General features: G+C 73.1%; 26 protein-coding genes. 20 read left to right on the top strand and 6 right to left on the bottom strand.

From position 1 onward, the window contains the following. Positions 1-483 precede the first annotated feature (483 nt). From O7625_RS13965 to O7625_RS13905, 13 genes are all read left to right on the top strand, one after another. Positions 484-1,824, top strand: coding sequence for an MFS transporter (locus O7625_RS13965; protein WP_282346355.1), 1,341 nt, complete (start codon positions 484-486; stop codon positions 1,822-1,824). Then, positions 1,821-2,270 carry a hotdog fold thioesterase gene (locus tag O7625_RS13960; protein ID WP_282346354.1) on the top strand — a complete coding sequence of 150 codons (450 nt, stop codon included), beginning with the start codon at positions 1,821-1,823 and terminating at the stop codon, positions 2,268-2,270. Before O7625_RS13965 ends, O7625_RS13960 begins: the two co-directional genes overlap by 4 nt. Next, the gene (locus O7625_RS13955; protein WP_282346353.1) at positions 2,267-3,280 is read left to right on the top strand and encodes an AvrD family protein; all 1,014 of its coding nucleotides are present in this window, start codon (positions 2,267-2,269) and stop codon (positions 3,278-3,280) included. Before O7625_RS13960 ends, O7625_RS13955 begins: the two co-directional genes overlap by 4 nt. Positions 3,281-3,307: 27 nt before the next feature. Next, entirely contained in the window at positions 3,308-4,339 is a 1,032-nt protein-coding gene (locus O7625_RS13950) for a beta-ketoacyl-ACP synthase III (protein WP_282346352.1), read from the top strand. A 49-nt stretch (positions 4,340-4,388) separates the two neighbouring features. Then, a complete protein-coding gene (locus tag O7625_RS13945; RefSeq protein WP_282271663.1) occupies positions 4,389-4,625 on the top strand; it encodes an acyl carrier protein in 237 nt (78 codons plus the stop codon). Between the two features lie 3 nt (positions 4,626-4,628). After that, positions 4,629-5,282, top strand: a complete 654-nt coding sequence (locus O7625_RS13940) for a histidine phosphatase family protein (RefSeq protein WP_282346351.1) — start codon at positions 4,629-4,631, stop codon at positions 5,280-5,282. Beyond that, positions 5,279-5,572, top strand: coding sequence for a putative quinol monooxygenase (locus tag O7625_RS13935; protein WP_282346349.1), 294 nt, complete (start codon positions 5,279-5,281; stop codon positions 5,570-5,572). The genes O7625_RS13940 and O7625_RS13935 overlap by 4 nt, the downstream gene beginning before the upstream one ends. Positions 5,573-5,596: 24 nt before the next feature. After that, positions 5,597-7,222, top strand: a complete 1,626-nt coding sequence (locus O7625_RS13930) for an FAD-dependent monooxygenase (protein ID WP_282346348.1) — start codon at positions 5,597-5,599, stop codon at positions 7,220-7,222. A gap of 5 nt (positions 7,223-7,227) precedes the next feature. Next, complete coding sequence (locus O7625_RS13925; RefSeq protein ID WP_282346346.1) at positions 7,228-7,779, top strand: carboxymuconolactone decarboxylase family protein; 552 nt, start codon at positions 7,228-7,230, stop codon at positions 7,777-7,779. Positions 7,780-7,822: 43 nt separating this feature from the next. Next, a complete protein-coding gene (locus tag O7625_RS13920; protein WP_282346345.1) occupies positions 7,823-8,803 on the top strand; it encodes an aldo/keto reductase in 981 nt (326 codons plus the stop codon). 72 nt (positions 8,804-8,875) lie between these two features. Continuing rightward, complete coding sequence (locus tag O7625_RS13915; protein ID WP_282346344.1) at positions 8,876-9,610, top strand: SDR family oxidoreductase; 735 nt, start codon at positions 8,876-8,878, stop codon at positions 9,608-9,610. 62 nt (positions 9,611-9,672) lie between these two features. Further along, the gene (locus tag O7625_RS13910; protein ID WP_089004015.1) at positions 9,673-10,155 is read left to right on the top strand and encodes a DUF6232 family protein; all 483 of its coding nucleotides are present in this window, start codon (positions 9,673-9,675) and stop codon (positions 10,153-10,155) included. Positions 10,156-10,226: 71 nt separating this feature from the next. Continuing rightward, positions 10,227-10,997, top strand: a complete 771-nt coding sequence (locus tag O7625_RS13905) for a hypothetical protein (RefSeq protein WP_282346341.1) — start codon at positions 10,227-10,229, stop codon at positions 10,995-10,997. Between the two features lie 148 nt (positions 10,998-11,145). On the opposite strand, the gene O7625_RS13900 is transcribed toward O7625_RS13905, so the two are convergent. Both O7625_RS13900 and O7625_RS13895 read right to left on the bottom strand, forming a co-directional pair. After that, entirely contained in the window at positions 11,146-12,039 is an 894-nt protein-coding gene (locus tag O7625_RS13900; protein ID WP_282346339.1) for a ribokinase, read from the bottom strand. A 121-nt stretch (positions 12,040-12,160) separates the two neighbouring features. Then, positions 12,161-13,048, bottom strand: a complete 888-nt coding sequence (locus tag O7625_RS13895; RefSeq protein WP_067305878.1) for an ABC transporter ATP-binding protein — start codon at positions 13,046-13,048, stop codon at positions 12,161-12,163. 75 nt (positions 13,049-13,123) lie between these two features. Here O7625_RS13895 and O7625_RS13890 point away from each other — a divergent pair, with 75 nt between their 5' ends. The 3 genes from O7625_RS13890 to O7625_RS13880 all read left to right on the top strand — a co-directional run bounded on the left by O7625_RS13890 (position 13,124) and on the right by O7625_RS13880 (position 17,052). Further along, entirely contained in the window at positions 13,124-14,185 is a 1,062-nt protein-coding gene (locus tag O7625_RS13890) for an ATP-binding cassette domain-containing protein (protein WP_282346336.1), read from the top strand. After that, the gene (locus O7625_RS13885; protein ID WP_067305881.1) at positions 14,182-15,195 is read left to right on the top strand and encodes a hypothetical protein; all 1,014 of its coding nucleotides are present in this window, start codon (positions 14,182-14,184) and stop codon (positions 15,193-15,195) included. Before O7625_RS13890 ends, O7625_RS13885 begins: the two co-directional genes overlap by 4 nt. Positions 15,196-15,537: 342 nt before the next feature. Beyond that, entirely contained in the window at positions 15,538-17,052 is a 1,515-nt protein-coding gene (locus O7625_RS13880; RefSeq protein WP_282346334.1) for a S8 family peptidase, read from the top strand. Between the two features lie 90 nt (positions 17,053-17,142). Here the strand turns inward: O7625_RS13880 and O7625_RS13875 are convergent, their stop codons facing one another. Next, positions 17,143-18,318, bottom strand: coding sequence for an ROK family transcriptional regulator (locus O7625_RS13875; RefSeq protein WP_282346332.1), 1,176 nt, complete (start codon positions 18,316-18,318; stop codon positions 17,143-17,145). 301 nt (positions 18,319-18,619) lie between these two features. On the opposite strand from O7625_RS13875, the gene O7625_RS13870 reads away from it, so the two are divergent. Beyond that, complete coding sequence (locus O7625_RS13870; protein WP_282346330.1) at positions 18,620-20,191, top strand: glycoside hydrolase family 3 N-terminal domain-containing protein; 1,572 nt, start codon at positions 18,620-18,622, stop codon at positions 20,189-20,191. A gap of 96 nt (positions 20,192-20,287) precedes the next feature. Here O7625_RS13870 and O7625_RS13865 read toward each other — a convergent pair whose 3' ends face one another. Both O7625_RS13865 and O7625_RS13860 read right to left on the bottom strand, forming a co-directional pair. Next, complete coding sequence (locus O7625_RS13865; RefSeq protein ID WP_157746966.1) at positions 20,288-20,629, bottom strand: STAS domain-containing protein; 342 nt, start codon at positions 20,627-20,629, stop codon at positions 20,288-20,290. Positions 20,630-21,003: 374 nt separating this feature from the next. Next, entirely contained in the window at positions 21,004-21,666 is a 663-nt protein-coding gene (locus O7625_RS13860) for a GNAT family N-acetyltransferase (protein WP_348774016.1), read from the bottom strand. 198 nt (positions 21,667-21,864) lie between these two features. Between O7625_RS13860 and O7625_RS13855 the strand changes: the two genes are divergently transcribed. Together O7625_RS13855 and O7625_RS13850 are read left to right on the top strand one after the other, a co-directional pair. Further along, positions 21,865-22,065 carry a hypothetical protein gene (locus O7625_RS13855; RefSeq protein WP_067305940.1) on the top strand — a complete coding sequence of 67 codons (201 nt, stop codon included), beginning with the start codon at positions 21,865-21,867 and terminating at the stop codon, positions 22,063-22,065. A 220-nt stretch (positions 22,066-22,285) separates the two neighbouring features. Then, positions 22,286-22,804, top strand: a complete 519-nt coding sequence (locus O7625_RS13850) for a hypothetical protein (RefSeq protein WP_067305900.1) — start codon at positions 22,286-22,288, stop codon at positions 22,802-22,804. 77 nt (positions 22,805-22,881) lie between these two features. Here the strand turns inward: O7625_RS13850 and O7625_RS13845 are convergent, their stop codons facing one another. Further along, positions 22,882-23,610 (bottom strand): Clp protease N-terminal domain-containing protein, encoded by a 729-nt coding sequence (locus O7625_RS13845; RefSeq protein WP_282346322.1) that lies wholly within the window; start codon positions 23,608-23,610, stop codon positions 22,882-22,884. A gap of 165 nt (positions 23,611-23,775) precedes the next feature. Here O7625_RS13845 and O7625_RS13840 point away from each other — a divergent pair, with 165 nt between their 5' ends. Continuing rightward, entirely contained in the window at positions 23,776-24,687 is a 912-nt protein-coding gene (locus tag O7625_RS13840) for a hypothetical protein (RefSeq protein ID WP_282346321.1), read from the top strand. Positions 24,688-24,776: the final 89 nt, after the last annotated feature.

The raw sequence follows: 24,776 nt of genomic DNA, 5'->3' as shown, positions 1-24,776 counted from the left end.
CACTGTGGACATCCACGGGGAGGGCGCGGCACCGCGACTTTCCCTGCCCTGCCGGCCCGGTGCCACCGGGCCGAACACCGCACTGAGCAGGGAAAACCAAGAAGGATGGCTATCCCTTGTGGACTTCAGTGGATCACGCCGTCAAAAAAAACCTTCTCAAAGGTTTTTTTCTGCGCCGGATCTCGCTAGGGTCGAATTCGTCAGGACGTGAAGCCCCGGCCCGAGCGTGGGGCCACCTCGCACCGCGCTACCGCTCCACCCGGCCTGACCCCGCCACCGCCGATCTGGGCCACCACATCCGGATATGGACAACGGCCTCCGCCGCAGACAGCCACGCGTCCCCCGTCGGATCGTGGCGCGCGACGACCCGCGCCCGGCCCAGCCCGAGACACCCGCCCGCTGAACCGACGATCCCTGAAAGGGGGGGTAATGCCAGTCGACACGTCGACACCGACCAGGCGCCCCAGTCCCCTGGTCCTCCCGGTGACCATCGGCGCCCAGTTCGTGCTGCCGTTGTCCCTCGCCGGAACCGCCGTCGCCCTGCCGGCCATCGCCCGTGACCTGGGCTCGCAGCCGGAGAGCCTGCAGTTCGTGGTGAACGGGTTCAACGTCTGCTTCGCGCTCTTCACGATCGTGTGGGGACGCCTGTCCGACCGGGTGGGCTACCGCCGCGCCCTGCAGGCCGGCATGGCACTGATGTTCACCGGTTCGGTGCTGAGCAGCACGGCCGACAGTCTGCTGATGCTCGACGTCGCCCGGGTGATCGCCGGAATCGGGGCCGCATCCGTGCTGACCGGCTCCGCCACCATCATCTCGCACACCTACAGTGGGACGGCGCGTACCAGGGCGTTCACCGCCTTCGGTGCGGTGTCCGGCTTCGGCCTGGCCTCCGGCCCCATGATCGCGGGTGCGACGGTCGGCCTGGTGGGTTGGCGGGGCGTGTTCGTGCTGCACGCGGCACTGATGCTGCTCGCCCTGCTCGGCTCCCCCGCCCTGCCGCCCGGGAGGCACGAGAGCACCGAGACCGGCCCGCTGCTGGACCTGTCCATCCTGCGCAACGCACCGTTCATGCGGATGGCACTCGTGCCGGTCGCCGGCGCCATCGGATTCGTCGCCCTGATCACGTACCTGCCCAGCGCCTTCGAGGCGGTGCACGGCTGGAGCACCGCCTCCTCCGGAGCGCTCATGATGGTGATGACCGGACCGGTCTTCCTCTCCCCGCTGATCGTGCACCACCTCAGCGCACGCCTCCCCCGGATCACCCCGGGCAGGACGGCCGCGATCGCCCTGGTCTGCCTCGTGCTCGGCCCGCTCGGCCTGCTCACGGTCCGGCCGGACGCCTCGCCGTGGCTCGCCGTGGTGCCGATGCTGCTGTGCGGACTCGGCTTCGGTCTGCCGCTGGGTTTCGTCGACGGCGAGGCACTGGCCGCGGTGCCCCCGGAACGCGCCGGAACCGCCGCGGGCCTGTTCAACCTGCTGCGCATCGGTGCCGAGGCGCTGTTCGTCGCCGCGTTCGGCGCGACCATCAGCACGCTCGTCGCACGACGCCTGGCCGACCCGGCCGTGGCCGAGCGCGTCGCGGCCGGCGAACCGGGACACGCCGCCGACTACACGGCCAGCCTCTCCGTCGCGCTGCTCGGGGCCGCGGTCCTCTCGGCCGTCCTGCTCTGGTCCTACCTCGCCCTGAGCCGGCGCATCGCCGCCCGGCGCAGGCCCGTCGCGGACGCCGACCCCGTCCCGGCCGCCCCCGCGCCGGCACCCCCGACGACGGTCGCGGACTCCTACGACGACCGTACCGCCGAGTGCTTCACCCAGGTTCGATGAGCGGGGGGACGCTCAGCCTCGGGCCGGTCGCGGTGCACGACGACTACCGCGGCGAGCAGCTCGTCGACCGGCTCGGCATCCAGATCGTGCGGGCCGAGCCGGGGCTGGTGATCGGGACCATGCCGGTAGTGGGCAACCGCCAGCCGTTCGGCGTCCTGCACGGCGGCGCCAACGCGGTGTTCGCCGAGACCCTCGGCTCGCTGGCCGCCTACATGGCCGCCGGCCCCGGCGGCAACGCCGTCGGGCTGGACCTCTCCTGCAGCCACCACCGCTGGGTCTCCCGCGGGGTGCTCACCGGCACCGCCCGCGCCCTGCACGAGCACCAGGCCGTCGGGACGTACGAGATCGCCATCGAGGACGAACGGGAACGCCGGGTCTGCACCGCCCTGCTGACGTGCAGCATCCGGCGGGCCCCCGCCGCACACACCCCCTGGAGGCAGCCATGACCACGCACGTCGCCACCACGACCTACCCCGGGATCCTGCGCCTCGACACCGTCGACGACGCACTCGGTCCCGCCGCTGGCCGCTTCTTCGGCACCGGCTACCAACGGGTCCGCTACGCCCTGGACGACGCCACGTTCAGCCGCTCCGGCGGCACCCTCACCGGTCGGGCCGCGCTGACGATCAGCTACCCGGTCGACTGGTCCCGCAAGGACGGTCAGCGTCGGGTGCCGCACCTGAGCACCATCGACGCGCTCGTGGTCGCCGCGCGTGCCACGGAACAGGCGCTCGTCGCCTCCGGTGTGCCGGCGAGCGCCCTACCGGCCGCGTTCGTCCGGTCGGTGCGGATCCGGGCGGGAGCCCGGCCGGTCGAGCAGCTCGGCCGGATCGACGTGCGGTGCATCCGCCGCGGGACACCCCGACCGGTCGAGGAGACCGACCCGCCCGGAGCCGTCCGGTCGGTCTTCGAGATCGCCATCGGGACCATGCATACCGACATCGAGGTCGAGCATCCCGCAGCTCGGGCCGGCGGCCACCACCCGTCCTACGAGCCGCCCGCGAACGGGTTGTACGTCGACGGATTCGCCGAGCGTCGACTCTCCATCAAGGGGATCCGCGCCGACCTCGACACCCTGGCGGTCACGGGCGACGTACGGCTGAGCGCCACCCGGCCGCCGTCCCGCGCCGGCATCGAGGGCGGGTACGCGCCCGCCGTCACCATCTTCGACGCGTTCGTCACCACCCTGCAGCTCGGCCAGGTGCTGCTCTACGCGCACGACCGGGTCAGCCGGGACGCCAGCAACAACCTCTGGATGCGGCAGACCCGGATCGTCCGGAACCGCCCGGCGGCCCAGGGCCACGCACCCGTCCGGGCCAGCACCCGGCTGAGGAACGTGGACCTGCTCGGCAAGGGCGGTCACCGCTGGCGTACCGCGGACGTGGTGGGCGAGCTCGCGGGCATCCAGGTCAGCTGCTCGGTCACCCACCAACTGCCTGACAGCAATCGTCCCTGACCGACGACGCACCGGAAAGGAAACGCCGTGGCTCCCACCCCAGTCATCACGGGCATCGGCGCCAGCCTGCCACCTCGCGTGGTGACCAACGACGATCTCGCCCGTCAGCTCGACACCACCGACGAGTGGATCCGCACCCGTACCGGCATCAGCCGCCGCCATGTGGTGCAACCGGGCACCACCACCAGCGACCTGGCCGTGGAGGCCGGCGCCCGGGCACTGAAGAACGCCGGCACCACCGACGCGGACCTGGTGGTCCTGGCCACCACGACACCCGACCGGCCCTGCCCCGCCACCGCGCCGACGGTGGCGGCCCGGCTCGGCCTGGGCACCGTGCCGGCCTTCGACGTGGCCGCGGTCTGCTCCGGCTTCGTCTACGCCCTCTACACCGCGACCGCGGCCCTGGTCGCCGGGCAGGCCAGGACGGCCCTGGTCGTCGGCGCGGAGTCCTTCACCACGCTGCTCAATCCGCGGGACCGGACGACGGCCGCCATCTTCGGTGACGGTGCCGGTGCCGTGGTCGTCAGCACCCGCCCGGACGCGGCCGACCCGCAGCAGGCCGGCATCCTGCACTTCGACCTGGGCAGCGACGGTAGCCTGGCCGACCTGATCACGGTGCCGGGCGGCGGTGCCGAGCAGCGCACCTCGGACCGGGAACCCGAACCGGACGCGCAGTACTTCCAGATGGACGGCCGCGCCGTCTTCTCCGCCGCCGTACGCCGGATGAGCGACTCCACGCGCGCCGCCCTCGGTGCCAGTGGCTGGTCCGTCGAGCAGGTCGACTGGCTGGTCGGCCACCAGGCCAACGTCCGGATCCTGACGGCGGTGGCGGAGCAGCTCGACCTCCCACCCGAGAAGGCCCTGATCCACCTGGACCGCGTCGGGAACACCTCCGCCGCCTCCATTCCGCTCGCCCTGGCCGACGGCTGCCTTCAGGGCCGGCTGAAGGCCGGTGACCGGGTGGTCCTCACCGCCTTCGGCGGCGGCGCCACCTGGGGCTCGGCGACTCTCGTCTGGCCCGACCTGCCGCCGGTCGAGAACCCCACCACCGCACCGTGAACCACCCACCCCGTCAACCCGCTGCGACCCCTCAGAGGAAGGAACGTCGATGACCACCACCGCAGTCCTGGTAGAGGTGCTGGCCGGCAAGCTGGAGATGCCCAGCTCCGAGATCCCGGAGAGCGCCACCTTCGAAGAGCTCGCCGCCGACTCGCTCACGTTGCTGGAGATGTCCCTCGCCCTGGAGAAGCGTCTCAAGGTCAAGATCGACGAGGGCACCCTCCAGCCGGAGCACCGGATCGCCGAGGCGGCCGAGATCCTCGAGTCGCTGCCCCGCCTGGCCTGAGCCGTGCGACTGGTCCTGTTCCGTCACGGCGAGACGGCCCTCAACGGCGAGGACCGTTTCCAGGGACAGTGCGATCCGCCGCTGAGTGCCGCCGGCGAAGCGCGGATCCGGCAGGCCGCCCGCGCGCTCGCCGGGCGGGCCGGCCGCTGGACCGGCGTGTACTGCTCGCCGCAACGACGCGCCGTGCAGACGGCGGCGGTCCTCGGCGCGGCCCTCGGCCTGGGTCCGCTGCCCGACCAGAACCTGCGTGAGCGGCACCTGGGCGAGATCGACGGGCTCTCCCGCCGGGTCTTCGCCGCCGAACACCCCGACCGGATGCGACGCCTCGTCGCCCAGCTGGACTACCGGCCGCCCGGCGGTGAGACCGGAGCCGGCGTCCGCCGCCGGTTCACCGAGTTCACCGGCCGGCTGCTGTCCACCCCACCACCGCCCGGCGACGTCCTGGTGGTGACCCACGGCGGCGTGCTCAACGTCGTACGCCGCCACCTGCTGGCCGGACAGGAGCCGCCGGGCATGGTCGGAACCGGGCGGGCCGCCGTCGTCGACCTGGACTCCGGCCCCGGCGACCGGCGGCCACGGCTGAGCCTCGCCGCCTGGGACGTCGATCCGGGTGACCTGCCCCTCCACCAACCCCTTCAGCGAAGGAGCACCACATGAGCATCCACATCGTCGTCCGCTTCGACGTCAAACCCGAGCGCCTCGAATCGACCCTGGCGGCCTTCGCGGAACTCGCCGACCAGACCCGCCGGGAGCCGGGAGCCACGGTCTTCGACGTCTTCCGCGCCCAGGAGGAGCCGTGCACCGTCGTCCTGGTCGAGGAGTGGGCCGACCAGGCGGCCATCGACACCCACATGAAGGAGCCGCACACCGCCCGGTTCCTCGACCAGGTCCGGGACGCCTTCGCCACCCCGCAGGTGGTCCTCCACCTGGACCCCGTCAGCGCCTGACCGAGCCCGGAGAGGAGGGCCGACATGCACACAGGACCCGTCCACGGTGACGTGCTCATCGTCGGCGCCGGCCCGGTCGGCATGGCGCTCGCCGCCGAGCTTCTCGCTCACGGCATCCGCCCCGTGCTGATCTCACGGACCCGGCGGGTCAGCCCGCACTCACGGGCGACGATCCTCTGGCCCCGGGTGCTGGAGCTGCTGGACCGGACCGGCGTCGGCGCCGAACTGGTGGCGGCCGGACACTACTTCGACCAGATGAACTACTACTCGGACAAGCGGCGGATCGGCCTGGTGCGGTTCGACCGTCTGACCGGCGTCACCTACCCGTTCGCCATCACGATCCCCCAGTGGCGCACCGAACAGATCCTGGAGAAGCACCTCACCGCGCTGGGCGGGACCATCGAGTACGAACACCGGTTCGTCGACGCCCACCAGGACGACCGGCAGGTCCACTGCCGGCTGGTCGACCCGGCCGGTCACGAGTACCACCGGTCCTTCGCCTACGTGGTCGGCGCCGACGGACACGCCAGCACCGTGCGTGACCGCCTCGGCTTCGACTTCGACGGTCGGACCCTGCGGACCCGGTTGGCCATCACCGACGCCGAGCTCGTCGGTGAGCGCAGCAGCAGCGAGGCCGCCTACTACCTGACCCGTACCGGCAACATGGTGGTGGCACCACTGGGTGCGGGCCTGTTCCGGGTCGGGGCCAGCGTCCCGGACGGCTACGACCGCGACGACGTGCCGCGGGAGTTCTTCCAGAAGCTGCTGGACGAGCGGGTTCCGGGCGGCCACCGGCTCGGGCGGATGACGTTCAGCGGCATCTTCACCGCACACGTCCGGGCCTCGTCGCGGTACCGCAAGGGCCGGGTCTTCCTGTGCGGCGACGCCGCCCACGCGATGAGCCCCTCCGGCGCGCAGGGACTCAACACCGGCCTGCAGGACGCCGTGAACCTGGGCTGGAAGCTGGCCGGGGTGCTGCGCGACCGGTACCGGCCCGAACTGCTGGACACCTACGATCCGGAGCGACGATCCGCCGTCCGGGCCGTGTCGGACTTCTCGACCCGGCTCGCGACGATCGGGTTGTACTCGAAACGGTGGCAGATCGCCGTCCGCGACACCGCGTACCGCATCGGCTCGGTCACCGGCCTGCTGGAACGCGGTATGTCGCCGCGGCTCGCGCAGATCGACACCCACTACGGCCCCGGTCCCGGCCGCGGCCGCGGCCGCCGGTTACGCCCCGGTGCGCGCGTCCCGCTGGGTTGGCTGCCCAGTCACACCGCCGCGACACTCGCCGTCGACCGGTTCACGGTGCTGCTCTGGCCGGGAACCAGCTATCGCTACGAGCCGTGGACGGTGTTCGCCGACCGGGTGCGGCAGGCCGTGCCCGAGGTGGCCGTCCGGGATCTGGCGGGCCGTCCGCCCGGGCCGTTGCTGCCCCGCCTGGGCCGGTCGGCCACGGCCCTCGTGGTCCGCCCGGACGGGCACCTGCTCACCGCCGTCCCGGTCGGCGAGGCCGCGTACGACGCGGCGGTCGCCACCGTCCGCGCCGCCGTCCGGGCCGTCGTGTGCCCGCAGGCACCTCGTCCCGATCCCGTAACCCCATCCCGGACAGTGCTGTCCGGTCAGCACACGAGCAGCATAGGAGCGTAGATCCGATGACCCAGCGAGTGACCCTCACCCCCGTCGAGGACATGTCCCCCGAGCAGCACGACGTCTACGACAAGTTCCCGTCGAACCTGACCCGCGCCCTGCTGCTGACCCGTGGTTCGGCCGCCCCGCACCTGGCGCTGGGCGCCTCGTTCACCAAGGGTCTGCTCAGCGACCTCGACCGCGAGGTGATCGTGCTGCGGGTGGCGGCGTTGCGGGACAGCGCCTTCGAACGCCTGCTGCATCTGCACCTGGCCTACAAGGCCGGTCTCACCGATGCCGACATCGAGGCCGTCGAGCAGGGCGAGCTCGACCGGATGCCCGCCGGCCGGGCGGCCCTGGTGCGTTACGTCACCGAGTGCATCGACGAGCACAGGGCCAGCGCGTCGGCCTTCGCGGCGCTCCGGGAGTTCTATTCGCAGAACGAGATCGCCGAGGTGACGCACCTGGCCGGCCACGCCGCGATGACCGCGATGTACCTGGCCAGTCTCGACATTCCCCTGGACGAACACCTGACGTCCTGGGACAGACTGGCCGACGTGCAGGGAGCCCCGCGCTGACGCCGCCCGACGAGGCAGGGGTCGCAGGCAGCAGGAGGAAACGATGCGTCAGGTGAGACTGGGAAACTCGGGCCTGCGGGTGTCGCCACTGGCCCTGGGTTGCATGAGCTACGGCGATCCGGGCCGGGGCGCCCACCCGTGGACCCTGCCCGAGGAGCGCAGCCGCAGCCTGATCCGGGCCGCCCTGGAGGCCGGGGTCACCTTCTTCGACACCGCGAACATCTACTCCCTCGGCACCAGCGAGGAGTATCTGGGCCGCGCGCTGCGGGATTTCGCCCGTCGCGAGGAGGTGGTGATCGCGACGAAGGTCTTCGAGCCCATGCACGACGGCCCGCTGGCCGGCGGGCTGTCCCGGCAGGCGATCATGACGGAGATCGACCAGAGCCTGCGGCGCCTCGGCACGGACTACGTGGACCTCTACATCGTGCACCGCTGGGATCCGCACACCCCGATCGAGGAGACCATGCAGGCGCTCGACGACGTGGTGCGGGCCGGGAAGGTGCGCTACCTCGGGGCGTCGTCGATGCGGGCCTGGCAGTTCGCCAAGGCCCAGCACGTGGCCACGCAGCACGGTTGGACGCCGTTCGTCAGCATGCAGAACCACTACAACCTCCTCAACCGGGAGGAGGAACGGGAGATGCTGCCGTTCTGCGCGGACTCCGGTGTCGGCGTCACGCCGTGGTCACCGCTGGCCCGGGGCCTGCTGACCCGCCCGTGGGGCACCGAGACCGAACGCACCACGAAGGACCTCGTCCAGCACCGGCTCTACGCCCAGACGGCGGCAGCCGACCGTCAGGTGGTGGACGTGGTGGCACAGATCGCCACCGACCGGGGCGTCCCGATGGCACAGGTCGCCCTCGCCTGGTTGCTGTCCCGACCCGCCGTGTCGGGGGCGGTGGTCGGGGTCACCGACCCCCGGCACCTGACCGATGCGGTGGCCGCGACCGGGCTCGACCTCGACGCCGACGAGATCGAGCGGCTGGAGAAGCCGTATATTCCCCACGACACGGTCGAACTGCGATAAAAGTTGCATTGATCGCGTCTCTCCCGTCGGTAGCGTGGTGGCTCGTCCACCGCTACCGACGGGAGAGCGCCGATGGCAAGGTTCGAGGGTAAGCACGTGCTCGTCACGGGCGGCAGCAGCGGGATCGGCCTGGCCGGCGCACGCCGTATCGTCGCCGAAGGCGGCCGGGTCACGCTCACCGGCACCGACGAGCAGCGCCTGGCCCTGGTCGCCCGGGAGTTGCCCACCGCACGGGTGCTCCGCAACGACGCCTCGGACCCACGATCGGTCGACGACCTGGTCGACGTGGCCTCCGGCGACCCGTTGGACGGGCTGTGGCTCAACGCCGGATACGCGTCGGTGGCCCCGACGGAGCAGACGGACGCCGACTTCTTCGACGCGATGATGGCGGTCAACGTGCGGGCCGCCGCACTCCAACTGGCCCGTCTGTCCCCCCACCTGACCGACGGTGCCTCGGTGGTCGTGACGTCGTCCACCTCCGCCTACGAGGGCGCCCCGACGACCAGCGTCTACGCGGCGACCAAGGCGGCGCAGATCGCCGCGGCACGGGTCTGGGCCGCCGAGCTGGCCCCCCGTGGCATCCGCGCGAACGTCCTCGTGCCCGGGGCCACCGACACCAACTTCCGGCACTTCATGAGCGACGAACAGCGCTCCGGGTTCGAGTCGAGCCTCCTCGACCGGGTACCCCTGGGCCGGATCGGCACCCCCGACGAGGTGGCCGCGGTGGCCTTGTTCCTCCTGTCCGACGACGCCTCCTACGTGACGGGCGCCCAGTTCCCGGTCGACGGCGGCCTGCTCCGCCTGTGACGGAGCGCCGGCCGGGTCGACGGAGGCCGGCACGCACCGCTGCCGAGCGGTTATGCTTAGTGATGACCCTCTATTACCGGGACGACACGGTACAGGTGACCTCCGAGTCGATCCAGGCCGGCGGGCAGCTCGTCCGGATCGCCGACGTGGCGTACGTCTGGCACGCCCGGGGGGCCACCACGATGGCCGTCCGGTCCCGCATTCTCGGCCGCGGCGTGCTGGTGCTGCTGCTCTCACTGCCCCCGTTGATCGCGCTGGTCTGTGTCGTCTCGCTGGTCTGGTCCGCACAGGACCGGGGCGAGTGGAAGCCGGCCCTGCTCGTCCTGGCCGCCTGCGCCGTCGGGGCACTCGCCCTGCTGCCCTTCCTGGAGCTGCCGCTGGGCTGGCTGGACCGCTCGTACGAGCGCGGCAACCGGGTCAACGAGCTGTGGGTGCAGCACCTCGGTCAGGAGTTGCTGCTGCTGCGCACCCCCGACGCGCTGCGGTTCGGGCAGATCTACCGGGCCGTCCAGCGCGCCGTCGAACAGCAGGGGGAACACCGGTGAGCACCGCTGCCGGTGCGGTCGGCCCGCCCGCCGCCGGGCACCACTGGCCGGGGCGACGCACACTGGGTGACATGGCCATCCCACTGCCCCGACCGACCGCCGTCGTCGGCCTCACCCGTTCCGCCCTCGACCAGGCCCTCGGCTCGGCCGCCTCATTCGCCGCCGTACCGGCCCGCGCCTTCGCCGTGCTCGACGGGGTGGAGGCGCTCCTGGCCCGGATCAACCTGGTGGTGGACCGGATCGAGGAGACCCTGGACCGCACCGACCGGGTGCTCACCGACGCCGAGGAGGCGGTCGCCGAGGTAGCCGTGATCAGCACGGCGGCCACCACGGCCATCGACCGGGCCACCGAGGTCGCCGCCGCGGCCGCCGTGGTGGTGGCGGAGGCCGAGCAGGTGTCGGGGGCGGCCGCCGGGGTGGTCGCCGGGGCCGGGCAGGTGTCCCGGGCCGCCGGGGCGGTGGTCGCCGGGGCCGAGGCGGTCGCCGGGCGGGCCGCCGGTACGGTGGCCACCGCCGAGGGTGCAGCGGCCGTCGCGGCTGAGCTGCTGGCCGCGTACGAGCCGGCGCTGCGGCGGGGTGCGCCGATGGCGAACCGGTTCGTGGCCGAGCTGAGCCACGAGGAGGTGGTCGCGGCGATCCGGCTCGTCGACGAGTTGCCGAAGCTGAAGGAGCACCTGACCTCCGACGTACTGCCGATCCTGGCCACCCTGGACCGGGTCGGCCCGGATCTGCACGACCTGCTCGACGTGACCCGCGACCTCAAGCTCGCCGTCGCCGGGATCCCCGGCCTGGGGATGCTGCGCCGCCGGGGTGAACGGCTCGCCGACGACCCGGCAGGCTGAGCACCCCGGTCAGCGGGCCACCGGCACCGACCGTCCGCGCAGGAGTTGCAGGTCCCCGACCGGCCGTGCGGGATTTCCCGCTCCCTGACCGGCGGCGCGGGAGTTCCCGCGGCCCGACCGGCCGCTCAGGCGCGGGACCGGGGCCGGGTCAGGAGGTGAAGAGGGCGTCGATCTCGGCGCGGCTCGGCAGGGCCACAGAGGCGCCGAACCGCCGGACGCACGCCGCACCGGCCGCCGCCGCCCAGCGCACCGCGTCGACCACCTCGCGACCCTCGCCCCAGGCCACCGCCAGGGCGGCAGTGAACGCGTCCCCGGCGGCGGTCGAGTCGACCACGTCCACCGCGACGGCCGGCACGTGCACGGCCGGGCCGTCCCGCTCGACGTACCAGGCTCCGTCGCCGCCGAGGGTGAGCACCGCCCGGGGCACCAGCGCCAGCAACGCCTGCGGGTCGTCCCGCCCGCCTCCGGCGAGCAGCTGCGCCTCGGTCTCGTTGACCACCAACAGGTCCACCGCGGCGAGCAGCCCGGCGGGCACCTGCCGGGCCGGTGCGGCGTTGAGGATCACCCGGGTACCGGCGGCGCGGGCGGCCGACGCCGCCTCGGTCACCGTCTCGACCGGGATCTCCAGCTGCGCGACCAGCACGTCCGCCCCGCGTACGGCGTCCAGCTCGGCCCCGGTGAGGCCGGTGAAGGCGGCGTTCGCGCCCGGGGTGACCAGGATGGCGTTCTCACCGACGGCGTTGACCATGACCAGGGCCACCCCGGACGCTCCGTAGACCACCCGCAGGTGGGTGGTGTCAACCTGGGCGGCGGTGATCCGCGCCCGCAGGGTGACCCCGAACGCGTCGGAGCCGAGCGCGCCGAGGAAGGTGCAGGCGGCACCGGCCCGGACGGCGGCGATCGCCTGGTTGGCGCCCTTGCCGCCGGGCACCATCGCGAAGTCGCTGCCGAGCACGGTCTCCCCCGGCCTGGGCAGTTCCGTGGCGGCGCCGACCAGATCCATGTTCGCGCTGCCCACCACGACGATCCGGCTCTGCCGCACCACGACCTCCCGCCGACCGCACGTTCCGCGGCGAGTCTAGGGCCTCGACCGCCCGTCCCGGGTGAGTGGCCGGAAGGCGGCCCGACTGTCAGGCGGCGCGGGCGGTCAGGCTGCCCGGGTGTCAGGCGGCGCGGGCGGTCCAGCGGTCGCCGCGGCGCTCGACCACCAACGGCAGGCCGAAGGTCTTGCTGAGGTTGTCGCCGGTCAGCGTCTCGGCGAGCAGCCCCTGGGCGACCACCCCGCCGTCGCGCAGCAACATCGCGTGGGTGAAGCCGGGCGGGATCTCCTCGACGTGGTGGGTGACCAGCACCATGGCCGGCGCGTCCGGGTCGTACGCCAGCTCGGCGAGCCGGCCGACCAGGTCCTCGCGCCCACCCAGGTCGAGCCCGGCGGCCGGTTCGTCGAGCAGCAGCAGCTCCGGATCGGTCATCAGGGCGCGGGCGATCTGCACCCGCTTGCGCTCGCCCTCGGAGAGGGTGCCGTACGTCCGGTCCGCCAGGTGGCCGACACCGAGCTGCCCGAGCAGGGCGCGGGCACGGGCCTCGTCGGCCGGGTCGTAGTTCTCCCGCCAGCGGCCGACGACCGACCAGGCGGCGGTGACCACCACGTCGCTCACCCGTTCCTCGGCGGGGATCCGCTCGGCCACCGCCGCGGTGGTCAGGCCGATCCGGGTGCGCAGCTCGGTGAGATCGGTGCGGCCGATCCGGTCGCCGAGCACGTGCGCGACGCCGGTGCTCGGGTGCAGCCGGCCGGAGGCGAGGCCGAGCAGGGTCGTCTTGCCGGCGCCGTTCGGGCCGAGCACCACCCAGCGCTCGTCCAGCTCGACCTGCCAGTCGATGTCGTGCAGCAGGGCGGTGCCGGATCGCCGGACGGCGACGCCGGCCAGGCTGACCACCAGATCCGCGTCCACGGTCGAGGGAGCGGCTGCGGCGGGGAGCGGGTCACCAGTCACCGCTCCATCCAACCACGCAGTCCCGGGGTGGTCCCCCACGGGCGGCGGTCCGGCCATAGGGTGAAGCGCCGTGTCGTTGGTCACCACACCGGGAGGGCGACCCACGCCTGCACGAGACGAGAGGTGGTGCGGATGAGCGCGGTCATCGAGATCACCGGCCTACGCAAGACGTTCCGCACGCTGCGGCACGGCGGCCGGGTGGCGGTGGACGACTTCGACATGGTCGTCGAGGCGGGTCAGGTGCACGGCTTCCTCGGCCCGAACGGCTCCGGCAAGACCACCACGCTGCGCGCCCTGCTGGGGCTGGTCAACGCCGACGCCGGTGAGCTGCGCGTGCTGGGCGAACCGGCACCGGAGCAGCTGGCCCGGGTCGCCGGCCGGGTCGGTGCGATCGTGGAGAGCCCGCAGTTCTTCGGCAACTTCACCGGCCACCGGACGTTGCGCCTGCTGGCGGTGGCCGGCGGCGTGCCGACGTCCCGGGTGGACGAGGTGCTGGAGCAGGTCGGCCTCCACGACCGTGGCCAGGACCGGGTGAAGGGCTACTCGCTGGGTATGCGGCAGCGGCTGGCCGTCGCGTCGGCGCTGTTGAAGAATCCGGAGCTGCTGATCCTGGACGAGCCGGCGAACGGCCTGGACCCGGCCGGCATCCGGGAGATGCGGGACCTGATGCGTACGCTCGCCGAGTCCGGGGTGACGGTGCTGGTGTCCAGCCACATCCTGGGCGAGATCCAGCTGATCTGCGACCACGTCACGATCATCTCGCGGGGTCGCCGGGTGGCCGCCGGGCGGGTGGACGACGTACTGGCCGGGCACGACCAGCACGAGTGGCAGGTACGGGTGGGCGACCCCGGGCGGGGGGCGGAGCTGCTGCGGGCGGCCGGGCTGACCGTCACCGCCCATCCCGACGACCTGCTGGTGGTCGGCGGCACCCGGGAGCCGGAGCTGATCAGCAGCACGCTCGGCGGGCAGGAGTTGTGGGTCCGTGAGCTGACCCCGATCCGGCCGGACCTGGAGAGCGTCTTCCTCGAACTGACCGCGGCGCCGGCTCCACCCCGGCAGGCGGACGGCACCATCCCGGACGGCACCACCCCGGCTGGCACCGGCACCGGGGGCGCCGACCCGGGCGGCACCGATCCCGGTGGTGGGCGGCTGATCGAACTGGACCCCAACGACGGTCGGAGGGTGGACGCGTGAACCTGGTCCGTGCCGAGGTGGAGCGGCTGGCCGCCCGCCGCTTCGTCCAGCTGATGGTGCTGCTGCTCGCGGTGGCCTTCACGGTGACCACCGCGACGACCCTGCTCGGGTCGCACCGGCCGACACCGAGGGAGCTGTCCGCCGCGCAGGCGCAGGCCGCCCAGGCGGTGGCCGTGATGGAGGCGGAGCACACCCGCTGCCTGCGGGTCCGGGCGGGCGAGATCCCGATCACCGAGGACGCCGGTTACGTGCCGGCCGACTGTGGTGAGCTGGACCCGGCGCGGATGGAGCGGCTGCCGCTGGCCACCGACTACCTGTCGTCGGTCTTCGTCTTCGCCCAGGAGGCACGGGGGCTGCTCTACTTCTTGATCGCGTTCCTGGTGCTGTTCGGGTTCCTGGTGGGCGCGTCGTACATCGGTGCCGACCTGAACTCCGGCGGGGTGGTCAACCTGCTGCTCTGGCGGCCGGGGCGGCTCACCGTGCTCGGCACCAAGCTGGGCACCCTGGTCGGGGTGGTGGCCGCGCTCTCGGTGCTGGCGTCGGCGCTCTACCTGGGCACCTTCTGGACGATCGGGCAGACGGCCGGTGTGCCGGGTCCGCTGGACGGGGAGTTCTGGCGCGGGCTCGGCGCCATCTACGGGCGGGGGCTGGTGCTGGTGCTGCTGGCGACGGTGCTCGGCTTCGGGATCGCCACGCTGGGCCGGCACACCTCGGCGGCGCTCGGCGCGGTCGCCGCGTACGCGGTGGTGTGGGAGGTGGGCTGCCGGCTGGTGCTCCAGATCCTCGACGTGGCCCGGCCGGACCTGCTGATGCTCTCCAACTACCTGGGCGCGTGGCTGTCCGGCCGGTTGGAGTTCTGGGACGACACGGGTTGCCCGCCGGGGAGCGGTATCTGCGACGGCGGCACCTACGTGATCACCTGGGGGCCGGCGCTGCTGGTGCTGTTGGCGCTGACCGGTACGGTCACCGGGGCCGCGTTCGCCGCGTTCCGCCGCCGCGACCTGGTCTAGGCGTACCGCGGACCTGCTCTCATCCCGCGTTCCGCTCCAACGGCCCGGAAATTGCAACGCCGACAATGGACCACGACGAAAATCGCTCGCCATACGCTTGTCGGGCGAAGTGTTCGCCGGGCGGGAAAGCTCGGAAGGAATCCCATCATCCACATTTCGCCGGCGGTTCCGCGGAAAGGAATCCTGACGCCCCGCCCGCGGTATAGACGGAACGAATCCGTGCATTGACAGTCGGTGACGAAGGTTGAATTATCTACCGGCATGGATCAGCTTCGGAAACACCGTCGCCTCCGGGCAGCCCTGGTCACCGTGACCACTGCGGCAACCATTTCGACCATGGGAATGGCAAGCCCAGCAATGGCCGTAGGAAAAGTACTCGGTAGTGGCGGTCCGGACGCCATTGCCGACAACTACCTCGTCGTATTCGACGAGCACGGCACCGCCGAGGCCCGGACGAACGTGGCCGCGCTGACCGGACGGCTGGCCGCCAAGTACGACATCGAGGTGGCGCACACCTACCAGCACGCGGTCCGTGGTTTCGCCGGCACCATGACCCGCGCCACCGCCCGACGGCTGGCGGCCGAGGCCGACGTGTCGTACGTCGAGCAGGACCGGGTCGTCCGGGCGCTCGACACCCAACCAAGCCCCCCGTCCTGGGGCCTGGACCGGATCGACCAGCGCGACCTGCCGCTGAACGCCAGCTACTCGTACCCGTCGACGGCGTCCACGGTGCGGGCGTACGTGATCGACACCGGCATCCGGACCACGCACACCACCTTCGGCGGCCGGGCCACCTGGGGCACCAACACCGCCGGCGACGGCATCGACGCGGACTGCTCCGGCAACGGCCACGGCACCCACGTCGCGGGCACCATCGGCGGCTCCCAGTACGGCGTCGCCAAGGGAATCGCCCTGGTAGCGGTCAAGGTGCTGGACTGTAACGGCAGGGGCAGCCTGGCCGGAGTCGTCGCCGGCGTCGACTGGGTGACCGGGCACCACGCCGCCGGCGTACCTGCCGTCGCCAACATGAGCCTCGGTGCGGTCAGCCCCGACAGCACCCTCGATGCCGCGGTGCGCAACTCCATCACCGACGGCATCGTCTACTCCGTCGCCTCCGGCAACGACGGCACCGACGCGTGCGGCACCACCCCGGCCAGGGTCACCGAGGCGATCACCGTGAACGCCAGTACCACGGCGGACGCCCGCGCGTCGTTCTCCAACTGGGGCAGCTGCACCGACATCTTCGCCCCCGGAGAGGGCATCGTCTCGTCGTCCAACGCGAGCGACACCGCCACCGCCTCGCTGAGCGGCACCTCGATGGCCGCCCCGCACGTCGCGGGCGCCGCCGCGCTGGTGCTGGCCGGCAACCCCGGGCTCACCCCGGCCCAGGTGGCCGCCACCCTCTTCGACGCCTCGACCCCCAACAAGATCACCAACCCGGGCACGGGCTCGCCGAACCGCCTGCTGTACACGGGCTCGGCCCCGCCCTCCCCCGGCAGCGCCACGCTCACCCGGTACTTCTGGTCCGGCCGGGACCACGTCAGCTCCACCACCCACCCGGGCGGCGGTTACCAGCCCGAGGGCAGCCTCGGCAAGGTCCTCACCACCCAGGCCGCCGGCACCCACCCCCTCTACCAGTGCCAGGTGAACAACGACCGGTTCACCTCCCCGTCCACCAACTGCGAGGGGCGTTCCTTCCTCGGGGTGATCGGCTACGCCTACGACAACCCGCCGGCCGCGCCCTACCAGGGCCTCTACCGGTGCGTCGCGCGCGGCAGTGGAGAGCATTTCGACTCGCCGGACCCGAACTGTGAGGGACAGGCTGGCGAAGGGCTGCTGGGCTACCTGCTCAGCTGATCGGCCGTCCCGCCGGGCGACGGCGGGGCGCGGTTCCGGGACCGTGCCCCGCCGCTCCCGCCCGCCGGCACACCAGCGTCGGGTCGACGGTCAGCCGACCGTCGACCCGAACACCTCGTCCCGCACCGCGTCCAGCGCGGTGCGCAGCGCCCCCCGCAGGATCGGCTCCTCGGTCACCCCGGTGGGCACCACCCGGGGCCGGACCAGGGTGATCGCGGCCACCTCCTGCTGCACCCGCTCGGCCAGCGCCGCGCCACCGGCCTGCCCCACCTCACCGGCGAGCACCACCAGCGGCGGGTCCAGCACCACACAGGTGCTGGCCACCCCGAGGGCGAGCCGGCGGGCCAGCTCGTCGAGCAGCGGGCCACCGGCGGTGCCGGCGGCGATGGCGGCGCGCACCGCCTCGGCCGCGTCGGGTGCGTCGATGCCGTGCTCACGGGCCACCGCCTGGACCGCGTCCGCCCCGGCGAGCTGCTGGAACGCCGGCTTGGCCCGGCGCGAGACGTCCCGGGGGATCGGCACTCCCGGCACCGGCAGGTAGCCGATCTCGCCGGCCGCGCCGCTGCTGCCGTGGTGCAGCCGGCCCCCCAGCATGATCGCCAGACCCACGCCGGCGCCCACCCAGACCAGGACGAAGTCCGCCAGCCCCTGGGCCGCGCCGGACTGCGCCTCGGCGACGGCGGCCAGGTTCACGTCGTTCTCGAAGACGACCGGAGTGTGCAGGTCCTCGCGGAGCGCGGCGAGCAGCCCCCGGTGCCAGCGCGGCAGGTTGAAGGCGAAGGTGATGTCCCCGGTGGCCGGGTCGACCAGGCCGGGGGTGCCGAGCACCACCCGCCGTACGCTGTCGAGCTGCGCGCCGGCCCGGCTGGCCGCCTGCACCACCGCGGTGTGCACCACGCCGACCGGGTCGTCGGTGTCCCGGGTGGACTGCTCGACCTGACTGACCACCGCACCGGTGATGTCCGCGCAGGCGGCCACCACCCGTTCCGCGCCGACGTCCACCCCGACCACGTACGCGCTGCCCGGCCGGACGGCGTAGAGCTGCGCGTTCGGCCCCCGCCCGCCGGCCTGCTCGCCGACCCGGGCCACCAGCCCCCGCTCCTCCAGCCGCTCGACCAGCTGCGACGCGGTGACCTTGGACAGGCCGGTCAGCTCGCCCAGGCGGGCCCGGGTGAGCGGGCCGCGTTCGAGCAGCAGCTCCAGCGCCGCACGGTCGTTGAGCGCCCGCAACAGTCGGGGGGTGCCGGGCAGCCGGGTCGCACTCATGCCATGTCCTCTGGTTTTCCGTAAACTCTGCTAACCGAAGCGCGCTGATCAGGGCTGTCCGTAGCGTATCGGCCACCTCGAAACGGGGAACTCCGACGACTCGGCCGCCCGCGACGCCACTCGTGCCGTCCGGCGCTGCCGGCCGCCGGGCGGTGGACCGGGGACGACCGGGCGAGGGACCGGAGGCGACCGGGCCGCCTGCGCCGGTCGGGTCGGATGGGGCCGGGCGGGGCAGGCCGGGCGGGCGGGTCGGGACGGGACGGGCGGAGCGGGTCGGACGACGGGGAAAGAGGAGGTCCAGGTGGGGCGGGATGCCGGACTGCGCCGGTTGGTGCTGGGCACGCTGCTGGCCGCGTACCCGGGGCCGCTGCCGCCGGACTGGGCGGTCGAGCTGGTCGCCGGCGGGCTGGCCGGGCACACCCTGTTCGGCACCAACGTGCACGACCCGGCCCGGCTGGCGGCGAGCACCGCCGCGCTGCGGGCCGCCCGGTCCGACGTGCTGGTCGCCATCGACGAGGAGGGCGGCGACGTCACCCGGCTGGCCCACGCCACCGGCAGCCCGTACCCGGGCAACGCGGCGCTCGGCGCGGTCGACGACACCGCACTGACCCGGCGGATCCACGCGGCGATCGGCGCTGAGCTGGCCGCCGTCGGTGTCACCGTCGACCTGGCCCCCACGGTCGACGTCAACACCGCCGACGACAACCCGGTGATCGGCACCCGTGCGTTCGGCGCCGACCCGGCCCGGGTGGCGGCCCACGCGGCGGCCGCCGTGACGGGTCTCCAGTCGGTCGGCGTGGCTGCCTGCGCCAAGCACTTCCCCGGTCACGGTGCCACCGTCACCGACTCGCACCACGAGCTGCCCACTGTGGACGCCGGTCCGGCGCTGCTGCGGGAGCGCGACCTGCCGCCGTTCGCGGCAGCCGTCGACGCGGGCGTGCAGGCGATCATGACGGCGCACATCCGGGTACCGGCGCTGACCGGGGACGGGCCGGCCACCTTCAGCCGGGCCGTCCTGGTCGACCTGCTGCGCGGCGAGTACGGCTTCACCGGCGTCGTGGTCACCGACGCGTTGGAGATGAAGGGGGCGGCCGTCGCCGCGGGTGGGGTCGGGTCGGCCGCCGTCCGCGCCCTGGCCGCCGGCGCGGACCTGCTCTGCCTGGGCGCGAAGGTCGACGCCGCGCTGGTCGAGCGGGTGGTGGCCGAGATCGTCGGGGCGATCGGGGACGGCCGGCTGGATCGGCGACGGGTGGAGCAGGCCGCCGCCCGGACGGCCGCGCTCGCCGCCTGGACCTGCCGCGCCGTCCCACCCGGCCCCGCCCGACCCGGCCCCGTCCCCACCGGCAGCGGGCCGACGGGCAGCGGACCCACCGGCAGCGGGCCGACGGGCAGCGGGCCGACGGGCAGCGGGCCGACGGGCAGCGGGCCGACCTCTATTGTCCCGACCGGCATCGGGTACGAGGCCGCGCGCCGGGCCGTCCGGGTGGAGGGTGATCTGACCGGGTTCGACCACCCCCTGGTCGTGCAGGTGCACGCCGACGCCACCATTGCCGAGGGGCGGGTGCCCTGGGGGCTGGGTCCGCACCTGGGTGCCGTCGAGCAGGTCCGGGTGGTCAGCACCGAGACCGATCCGGCGGCGGTACGCCGACTCGCCGCTGACCGGCCGATCGTGCTGGTCGGCCGGAACCTCCACCGGCTACCCGGCGGTCCGGCCCTGGTCGCGGCGCTGGCCGGGACGCACCCCGTGACGGTGGTGGAGATGGGCTGGCCGGGGCGGTGGCGGCCGGCCGGGGTGCGGGCGTTCGTCACCACCTACGGCGCGAGCCACGCCAACGGTCGCGCGGCAACCGAGGCGCTCGGCCTGACCGGCTGAACGGACGGCGGCCTGCGGCGGCGGACGCCCGGCGGCGGGCTGCAGCGGCGGCGGGCGGCCGGCGGGTCGGCCACGTCGTGCCGCCACGGGCGGGTGTCAGCGACGCCAGGGGGCCGGGTCGCCGTGGTCGCCGGGGAGGCCGAGCAGCGGACCGACCGCCGTGATCCGTAGCACCCGTGCCACCACCGGTTGCGGCTCGGTCAGCCGCAGGGTGGCGCCCCGACCGACCGCCTCGGCCGCTCCGCGCAGCAGCGCGGCCACCGCGGTGGAGTCGAGGAAGGTGACGGCGGCGAGGTCGACGACGATCTCCAGCAGGCCGGGCCGGTCGAGGGCCTCGTCGAGAGCGCGCTCCAGCCCGGGGACGGTGGCGATGTCGAGGTCACCCACCGGGTTCAGCACCACCCGGCCGTGCCCCCCGCTCGGCGTCGGTAGCTGCATGCCCGTCCACTCCTGGTCAGCCGGCCGCCCGGCCCGCCCGCGCCGACCCTCGCCGCGACGCCCGACCATACCGCTGACCCCTGACAGCTTCCGCGACCAGCACCACCCGTGCCCCCGAACACCCGCACCGCGCACCCTGAGTTACCGGTGCACAGGTCGGCATTTTCCTCCCACCGCAGGTCAAGTCCACTTTCGGACAGCAGCAACCCGCCGCATGACCCTTGCATCGCGGCCACACAAGCACGTAGCGTGACCGCCGTTGAGGGCGACCGGCACCCGCGCCGGTCTCGGTGGGGCCTGGGACAGGCCGCGGACCGTGGATCCGGCCCGGGATCCACGGTCCGCGCCCGCACCCCGCTCGTCCGCCGCCCCGGTCAGGGCGGATAGACGCCGTACGAGGACCAGCCCCGGTCCGGGAAACCGGCCGCCTCGGCGACCCGGGCGGAGCCGATGTTCGCGGGATCGTGCCGGTAGGTCGGGACCGCCCCCTCGTCGAGCACCCGGCGGGCGGCCTGGGCGACGAGCCGACGGGCCAGTCCCCGGCCCCGCCCCGCGGGCGCGGTGCCGACCGCAAGCTCCTGCCCGTGCGCGTCGTGCCGCTTGATCCCGACGCCGGCCAGGTAACCGCCGTCGGCGTCACGGACCACGAGCACGTCGTTGTCGAACAGGCGCAGCCAGCGCGGCAGGGCCGGATCGGTGGGAGCGGTCCAGGTCCCGACGTCGGGCAGGGCCGCCGGCGCGAGGCACCACCGGAACACGTCGTCGTTGACCACCCAGCCCGGTTGCCCGACCGTCGCCGGCAGGGCCTCGTACAGCGCGGATCCTGGTCGTCCGGCCAGCACCCGGATGGCCTCGACCCGGTGCGGCGGCACGGAGAGCACGGTGCTGTCACCGGCCCGGACCGCGACGGCCGGACGCGGGCGGCCGTCCCAGGCCGGGCGGGTCCGCCGCCGCGAGCCGACCACGTGCAGGCCGGGCCCGGCCGGCCACTGCCCGAGCCAGGTCACCAGGTGCAGGTGCAACCGCCGGTCCAGCACCGCCCGCCCCTCCCCGGTGACGACACTTCCATGATCCACGGTACGCCGATCGGTCCCGTCGCGCGTCGGATTACCGACGCCGCCGCACGGGTAGGGACGAGCGGGATCGTGACCCTAGCCTGCCCGGAACCCGGTCCATCGACCGTGCGTCATATCTATTTCCATACATGTACACCTTTCTTTGGGACGGTAATGGTCATGCCAAGACAAACGAATGACCGATACCAGCAGGACAGCCCGCCGATCTGGGGTACGGCGGAGACCACGGGCCGGTTCCCCGCCCAACCGCGCTACCGGGAGGCCCGGTGCCGGCACGGCGCCGACCCCCTGCTCTCCTGGGCCGAGCTGGACAGCCTGCCCGCCGGCTGCTCGTCCCGGCGCGGCCTCACCGCCCACTGAGCCACCGGATCCGCCACGCCGGATCCACACCCGACCCCTTCCACAGATCCGTCACGGACAGGCCGGCACCGCCACCGCCCACGGGCGACAGCGCGGGGCCGCCGCAGCGCGATCCACCACCTGCCGACAGTCGTGCCGGGGTGTCCGGCCGGGGCGTTCGCACACCTGTCGGGTAGCGTCTTGTGGTCGATTCCGGCCAGCGACAGGAGAAGCGCAGCGCATGGGCAAGAAGACGATCCACGTCTCCGACTTCAGTGGCACGGTGCTGCGTCCCGACGACGAGGTGGTCCGGGTCGTCGTGCTGGAGCATCCCGACCTGGTGGCCGGGCCCGTGCAGCTGGACGCCACGGTGACCGAGGTGGAGAGCCTCGACGATGCAGCACTCGACGTGGCGGTGGTCGAGATCCACGACGGGCACGCCGGTGGGGAGCCCCGCCGGGTGGTGCTGACCGCCAGTGAGTTCGACGCCATGGCGACCGACACGCCGATGGCCCAGTTGTTGAAGACGGCCGAGCGGGTCCGCCCGCCGAAGGCCCGCAAGAGCGCCGAGAAGATCGACTATGGCACCCTCGACCATGCCGGCAGGCCGCACCGGGGGCGGGTCACCGAGGAGGAGGCCCGCCTGGTGCGCGAGCAGCTCGACGAGGTGAACAAGCGCCTCGCCGATGCCGGGCTGCGCCAGATCGACCCCGCCGACCCGGAGCACGCGCTGCGGTACGGATTCCCCGCGGTCGACTGAGTGACCCCGGCCGTGGCCGGACGCGCCCCCGTTGTCGCGTCCGGCCACGGCCACCGGGACGGTAGGCCCGCAGGCCGTCACTGCCCGCCGGCGAGCCCGGCGAGGGCGGCGGCCACCTGGGTCTCGGCCCGGTCCTTGGTCATCCCCAGCCCGGACAGCACGCCCGTGCCGTCCTCCCACTCCAGCAGGGCCAGCAGGATGTGCTCGGTGCCGACGTAGTTGTGACCGAGGCGGAGCGCCTCCCGGAAGGTGAGTTCGAGGACCTTCTTGGCCTGCGCCTCGTACGGGATCAGGGCGGGTACGTCGTCGGCCCGCGCGGGCAGCGGCGCGGTGGCGGCCTCGCGGACGGCCTCCGGGCTCAGCCCCTCGGCGACCAGAGCCCTGGCGGCGAGGCCGTCCGGCTCGGCCAGCAGGCCGAGCACCAGGTGTTCCGGTCGGATCTCCAGGTTGCCGGCGGTGCGGGCCTCCTCCTGCGACGCGATCACCACGTTGCGGGCCCGGGGGGTGAAGCGGCTGAAACCGGCGTTGGGGTCCAGGGCCGCCGCCGCGTCGGCCTTCGTGGCGGAGCGCTTCTGGGCGGCCTGCTTGCTCACCCCCATGCTGTTGCCGATCTCCGTCCAGGAGGCGCCGGAACGGCGGGCCTGGTCGACGAAGTGGCCGATCAGGTGGTCGGCGAGGTCGCCGAGGTGGTCGGCGACCAGCACCGCGTCGCTGAGCTGGTCGAGCGCGTCGGGGCGGGCCTTCTTGATCGCCTGGATCAGCTCGTCGAGGCTTACCGGGTTCGGGAGTTTCGCGGATTCCGTCATGCGTCAACCATAGGTTGACGAAGGCCCACCGTCAACCAGAGGTTGACGAAACTCGGTGGTGAGTAAATCCCGACACTCGCCGTGATTCCGCGATCTCGTACCGCAACATCGATGGGGCAAGTTATCGAAATCGGTCACTGTGACCGGAGGAGGTCCCGTCCCCCCATGCTCAGAACGATGAAACGCCTCGCCGCCCTCACCACCGCCGCACTGCTCGTCACCACCGCCCTCGCCGCCACCGCCGCGTCGGCCGCCCCCGAGGCCGGCGGGCAGACCGCCGACCGGGCCGCCAAGACCACCCTGGTCGCCTCGTGGTACTCGGGCACCCTCGCCGCGGGCGCCACCCAGAACTGGCAGTGGAACAACAACCCGGCCGGAGCGGTCTACCAGGTGGGGCTCTCCCCGACCGGGGCGAGCACCAGCCAGCCGTGCCAGTTCCAGGTGACCCGGAGCTGGTACACCCAGCTCTACAGCGGCGAGCGCCGGTTCAACTGGACCATTCGCAACACCGGCGCCATCGCCTGCGGCACCCAGGTCATGCTCAGCTCGCTGACCTCCGGGGCCACCTGGGCGCTCGGCGGCATCGCCCCGGGCAGCTCGGTCACCTCGGTGTGGAACAACAACCCGGCCAACGTGGCGTTCCTGCCCGGCATCGCACCCAGCGGTGCCACCAGCACCACCGGCTGCCAGCTTGAGGTGACCAGCTCGTGGTACTCCCGGCAGACCAACGGTGAGCGGCGGTTCTACTTCACCGTCAAGAACGTCGGCACCATCACCTGCGCCGGCAACGCCCTGCTGGGCAGCACCTCGACCTCGACCACCTGGTCCGCCGGGACGCTCGCGCCGTCGGCCAGCGGCGGATCGGTGTGGAACAACGCCAACCCGACGACGCTGGTCTACCTGCCCGGCCTCAACCCGGCGGTCGCCGCCAGCACCTGCCAGTTCGGCATCACCAGCAGCTACTACCAGCAGGTGGTGAACTCCGACGGCACCGTGCAGCGCCAGTACCTGGCCTACTACACCAACGTCGGCGGGGTCACCTGCTCCGCCACCTTCCTGCTCGGTTCCATCACCTGATCCGCCGTCGCGGCGGCCCGTCCCGATCCCGGGGCGGGCCGCCGCACCGGTACCCCGCCGTCGTGCCGGCCGCCCGACGCGGGCCGGTG

Source organism: Micromonospora sp. WMMD714 (genome assembly GCF_029581315.1).
GTDB classification, from domain to species: domain Bacteria; phylum Actinomycetota; class Actinomycetes; order Mycobacteriales; family Micromonosporaceae; genus Micromonospora; species Micromonospora rifamycinica.
This window is presented reverse-complemented; position numbering and strand designations above follow the sequence as displayed.

Coding starts and splice junctions, on each gene's coding strand:
- O7625_RS13960 (WP_282346354.1), top strand. CDS start 1,821: ATGAGCGGGGGGACGCTCAGCCTCGGGCCGGTCGCGGTGCACGACGAC.
- O7625_RS13955 (WP_282346353.1), top strand. CDS start 2,267: ATGACCACGCACGTCGCCACCACGACCTACCCCGGGATCCTGCGCCTC.
- O7625_RS13945 (WP_282271663.1), top strand. CDS start 4,389: ATGACCACCACCGCAGTCCTGGTAGAGGTGCTGGCCGGCAAGCTGGAG.
- O7625_RS13935 (WP_282346349.1), top strand. CDS start 5,279: ATGAGCATCCACATCGTCGTCCGCTTCGACGTCAAACCCGAGCGCCTC.
- O7625_RS13930 (WP_282346348.1), top strand. CDS start 5,597: ATGCACACAGGACCCGTCCACGGTGACGTGCTCATCGTCGGCGCCGGC.
- O7625_RS13925 (WP_282346346.1), top strand. CDS start 7,228: ATGACCCAGCGAGTGACCCTCACCCCCGTCGAGGACATGTCCCCCGAG.
- O7625_RS13920 (WP_282346345.1), top strand. CDS start 7,823: ATGCGTCAGGTGAGACTGGGAAACTCGGGCCTGCGGGTGTCGCCACTG.
- O7625_RS13915 (WP_282346344.1), top strand. CDS start 8,876: ATGGCAAGGTTCGAGGGTAAGCACGTGCTCGTCACGGGCGGCAGCAGC.
- O7625_RS13910 (WP_089004015.1), top strand. CDS start 9,673: ATGACCCTCTATTACCGGGACGACACGGTACAGGTGACCTCCGAGTCG.
- O7625_RS13905 (WP_282346341.1), top strand. CDS start 10,227: ATGGCCATCCCACTGCCCCGACCGACCGCCGTCGTCGGCCTCACCCGT.
- O7625_RS13895 (WP_067305878.1), bottom strand. CDS start 13,048: ATGGCCGGACCGCCGCCCGTGGGGGACCACCCCGGGACTGCGTGGTTG.
- O7625_RS13890 (WP_282346336.1), top strand. CDS start 13,124: ATGAGCGCGGTCATCGAGATCACCGGCCTACGCAAGACGTTCCGCACG.
- O7625_RS13880 (WP_282346334.1), top strand. CDS start 15,538: ATGGCAAGCCCAGCAATGGCCGTAGGAAAAGTACTCGGTAGTGGCGGT.
- O7625_RS13875 (WP_282346332.1), bottom strand. CDS start 18,318: ATGAGTGCGACCCGGCTGCCCGGCACCCCCCGACTGTTGCGGGCGCTC.
- O7625_RS13865 (WP_157746966.1), bottom strand. CDS start 20,629: ATGCAGCTACCGACGCCGAGCGGGGGGCACGGCCGGGTGGTGCTGAAC.
- O7625_RS13855 (WP_067305940.1), top strand. CDS start 21,865: ATGCCAAGACAAACGAATGACCGATACCAGCAGGACAGCCCGCCGATC.
- O7625_RS13850 (WP_067305900.1), top strand. CDS start 22,286: ATGGGCAAGAAGACGATCCACGTCTCCGACTTCAGTGGCACGGTGCTG.
- O7625_RS13845 (WP_282346322.1), bottom strand. CDS start 23,610: ATGACGGAATCCGCGAAACTCCCGAACCCGGTAAGCCTCGACGAGCTG.
- O7625_RS13840 (WP_282346321.1), top strand. CDS start 23,776: ATGCTCAGAACGATGAAACGCCTCGCCGCCCTCACCACCGCCGCACTG.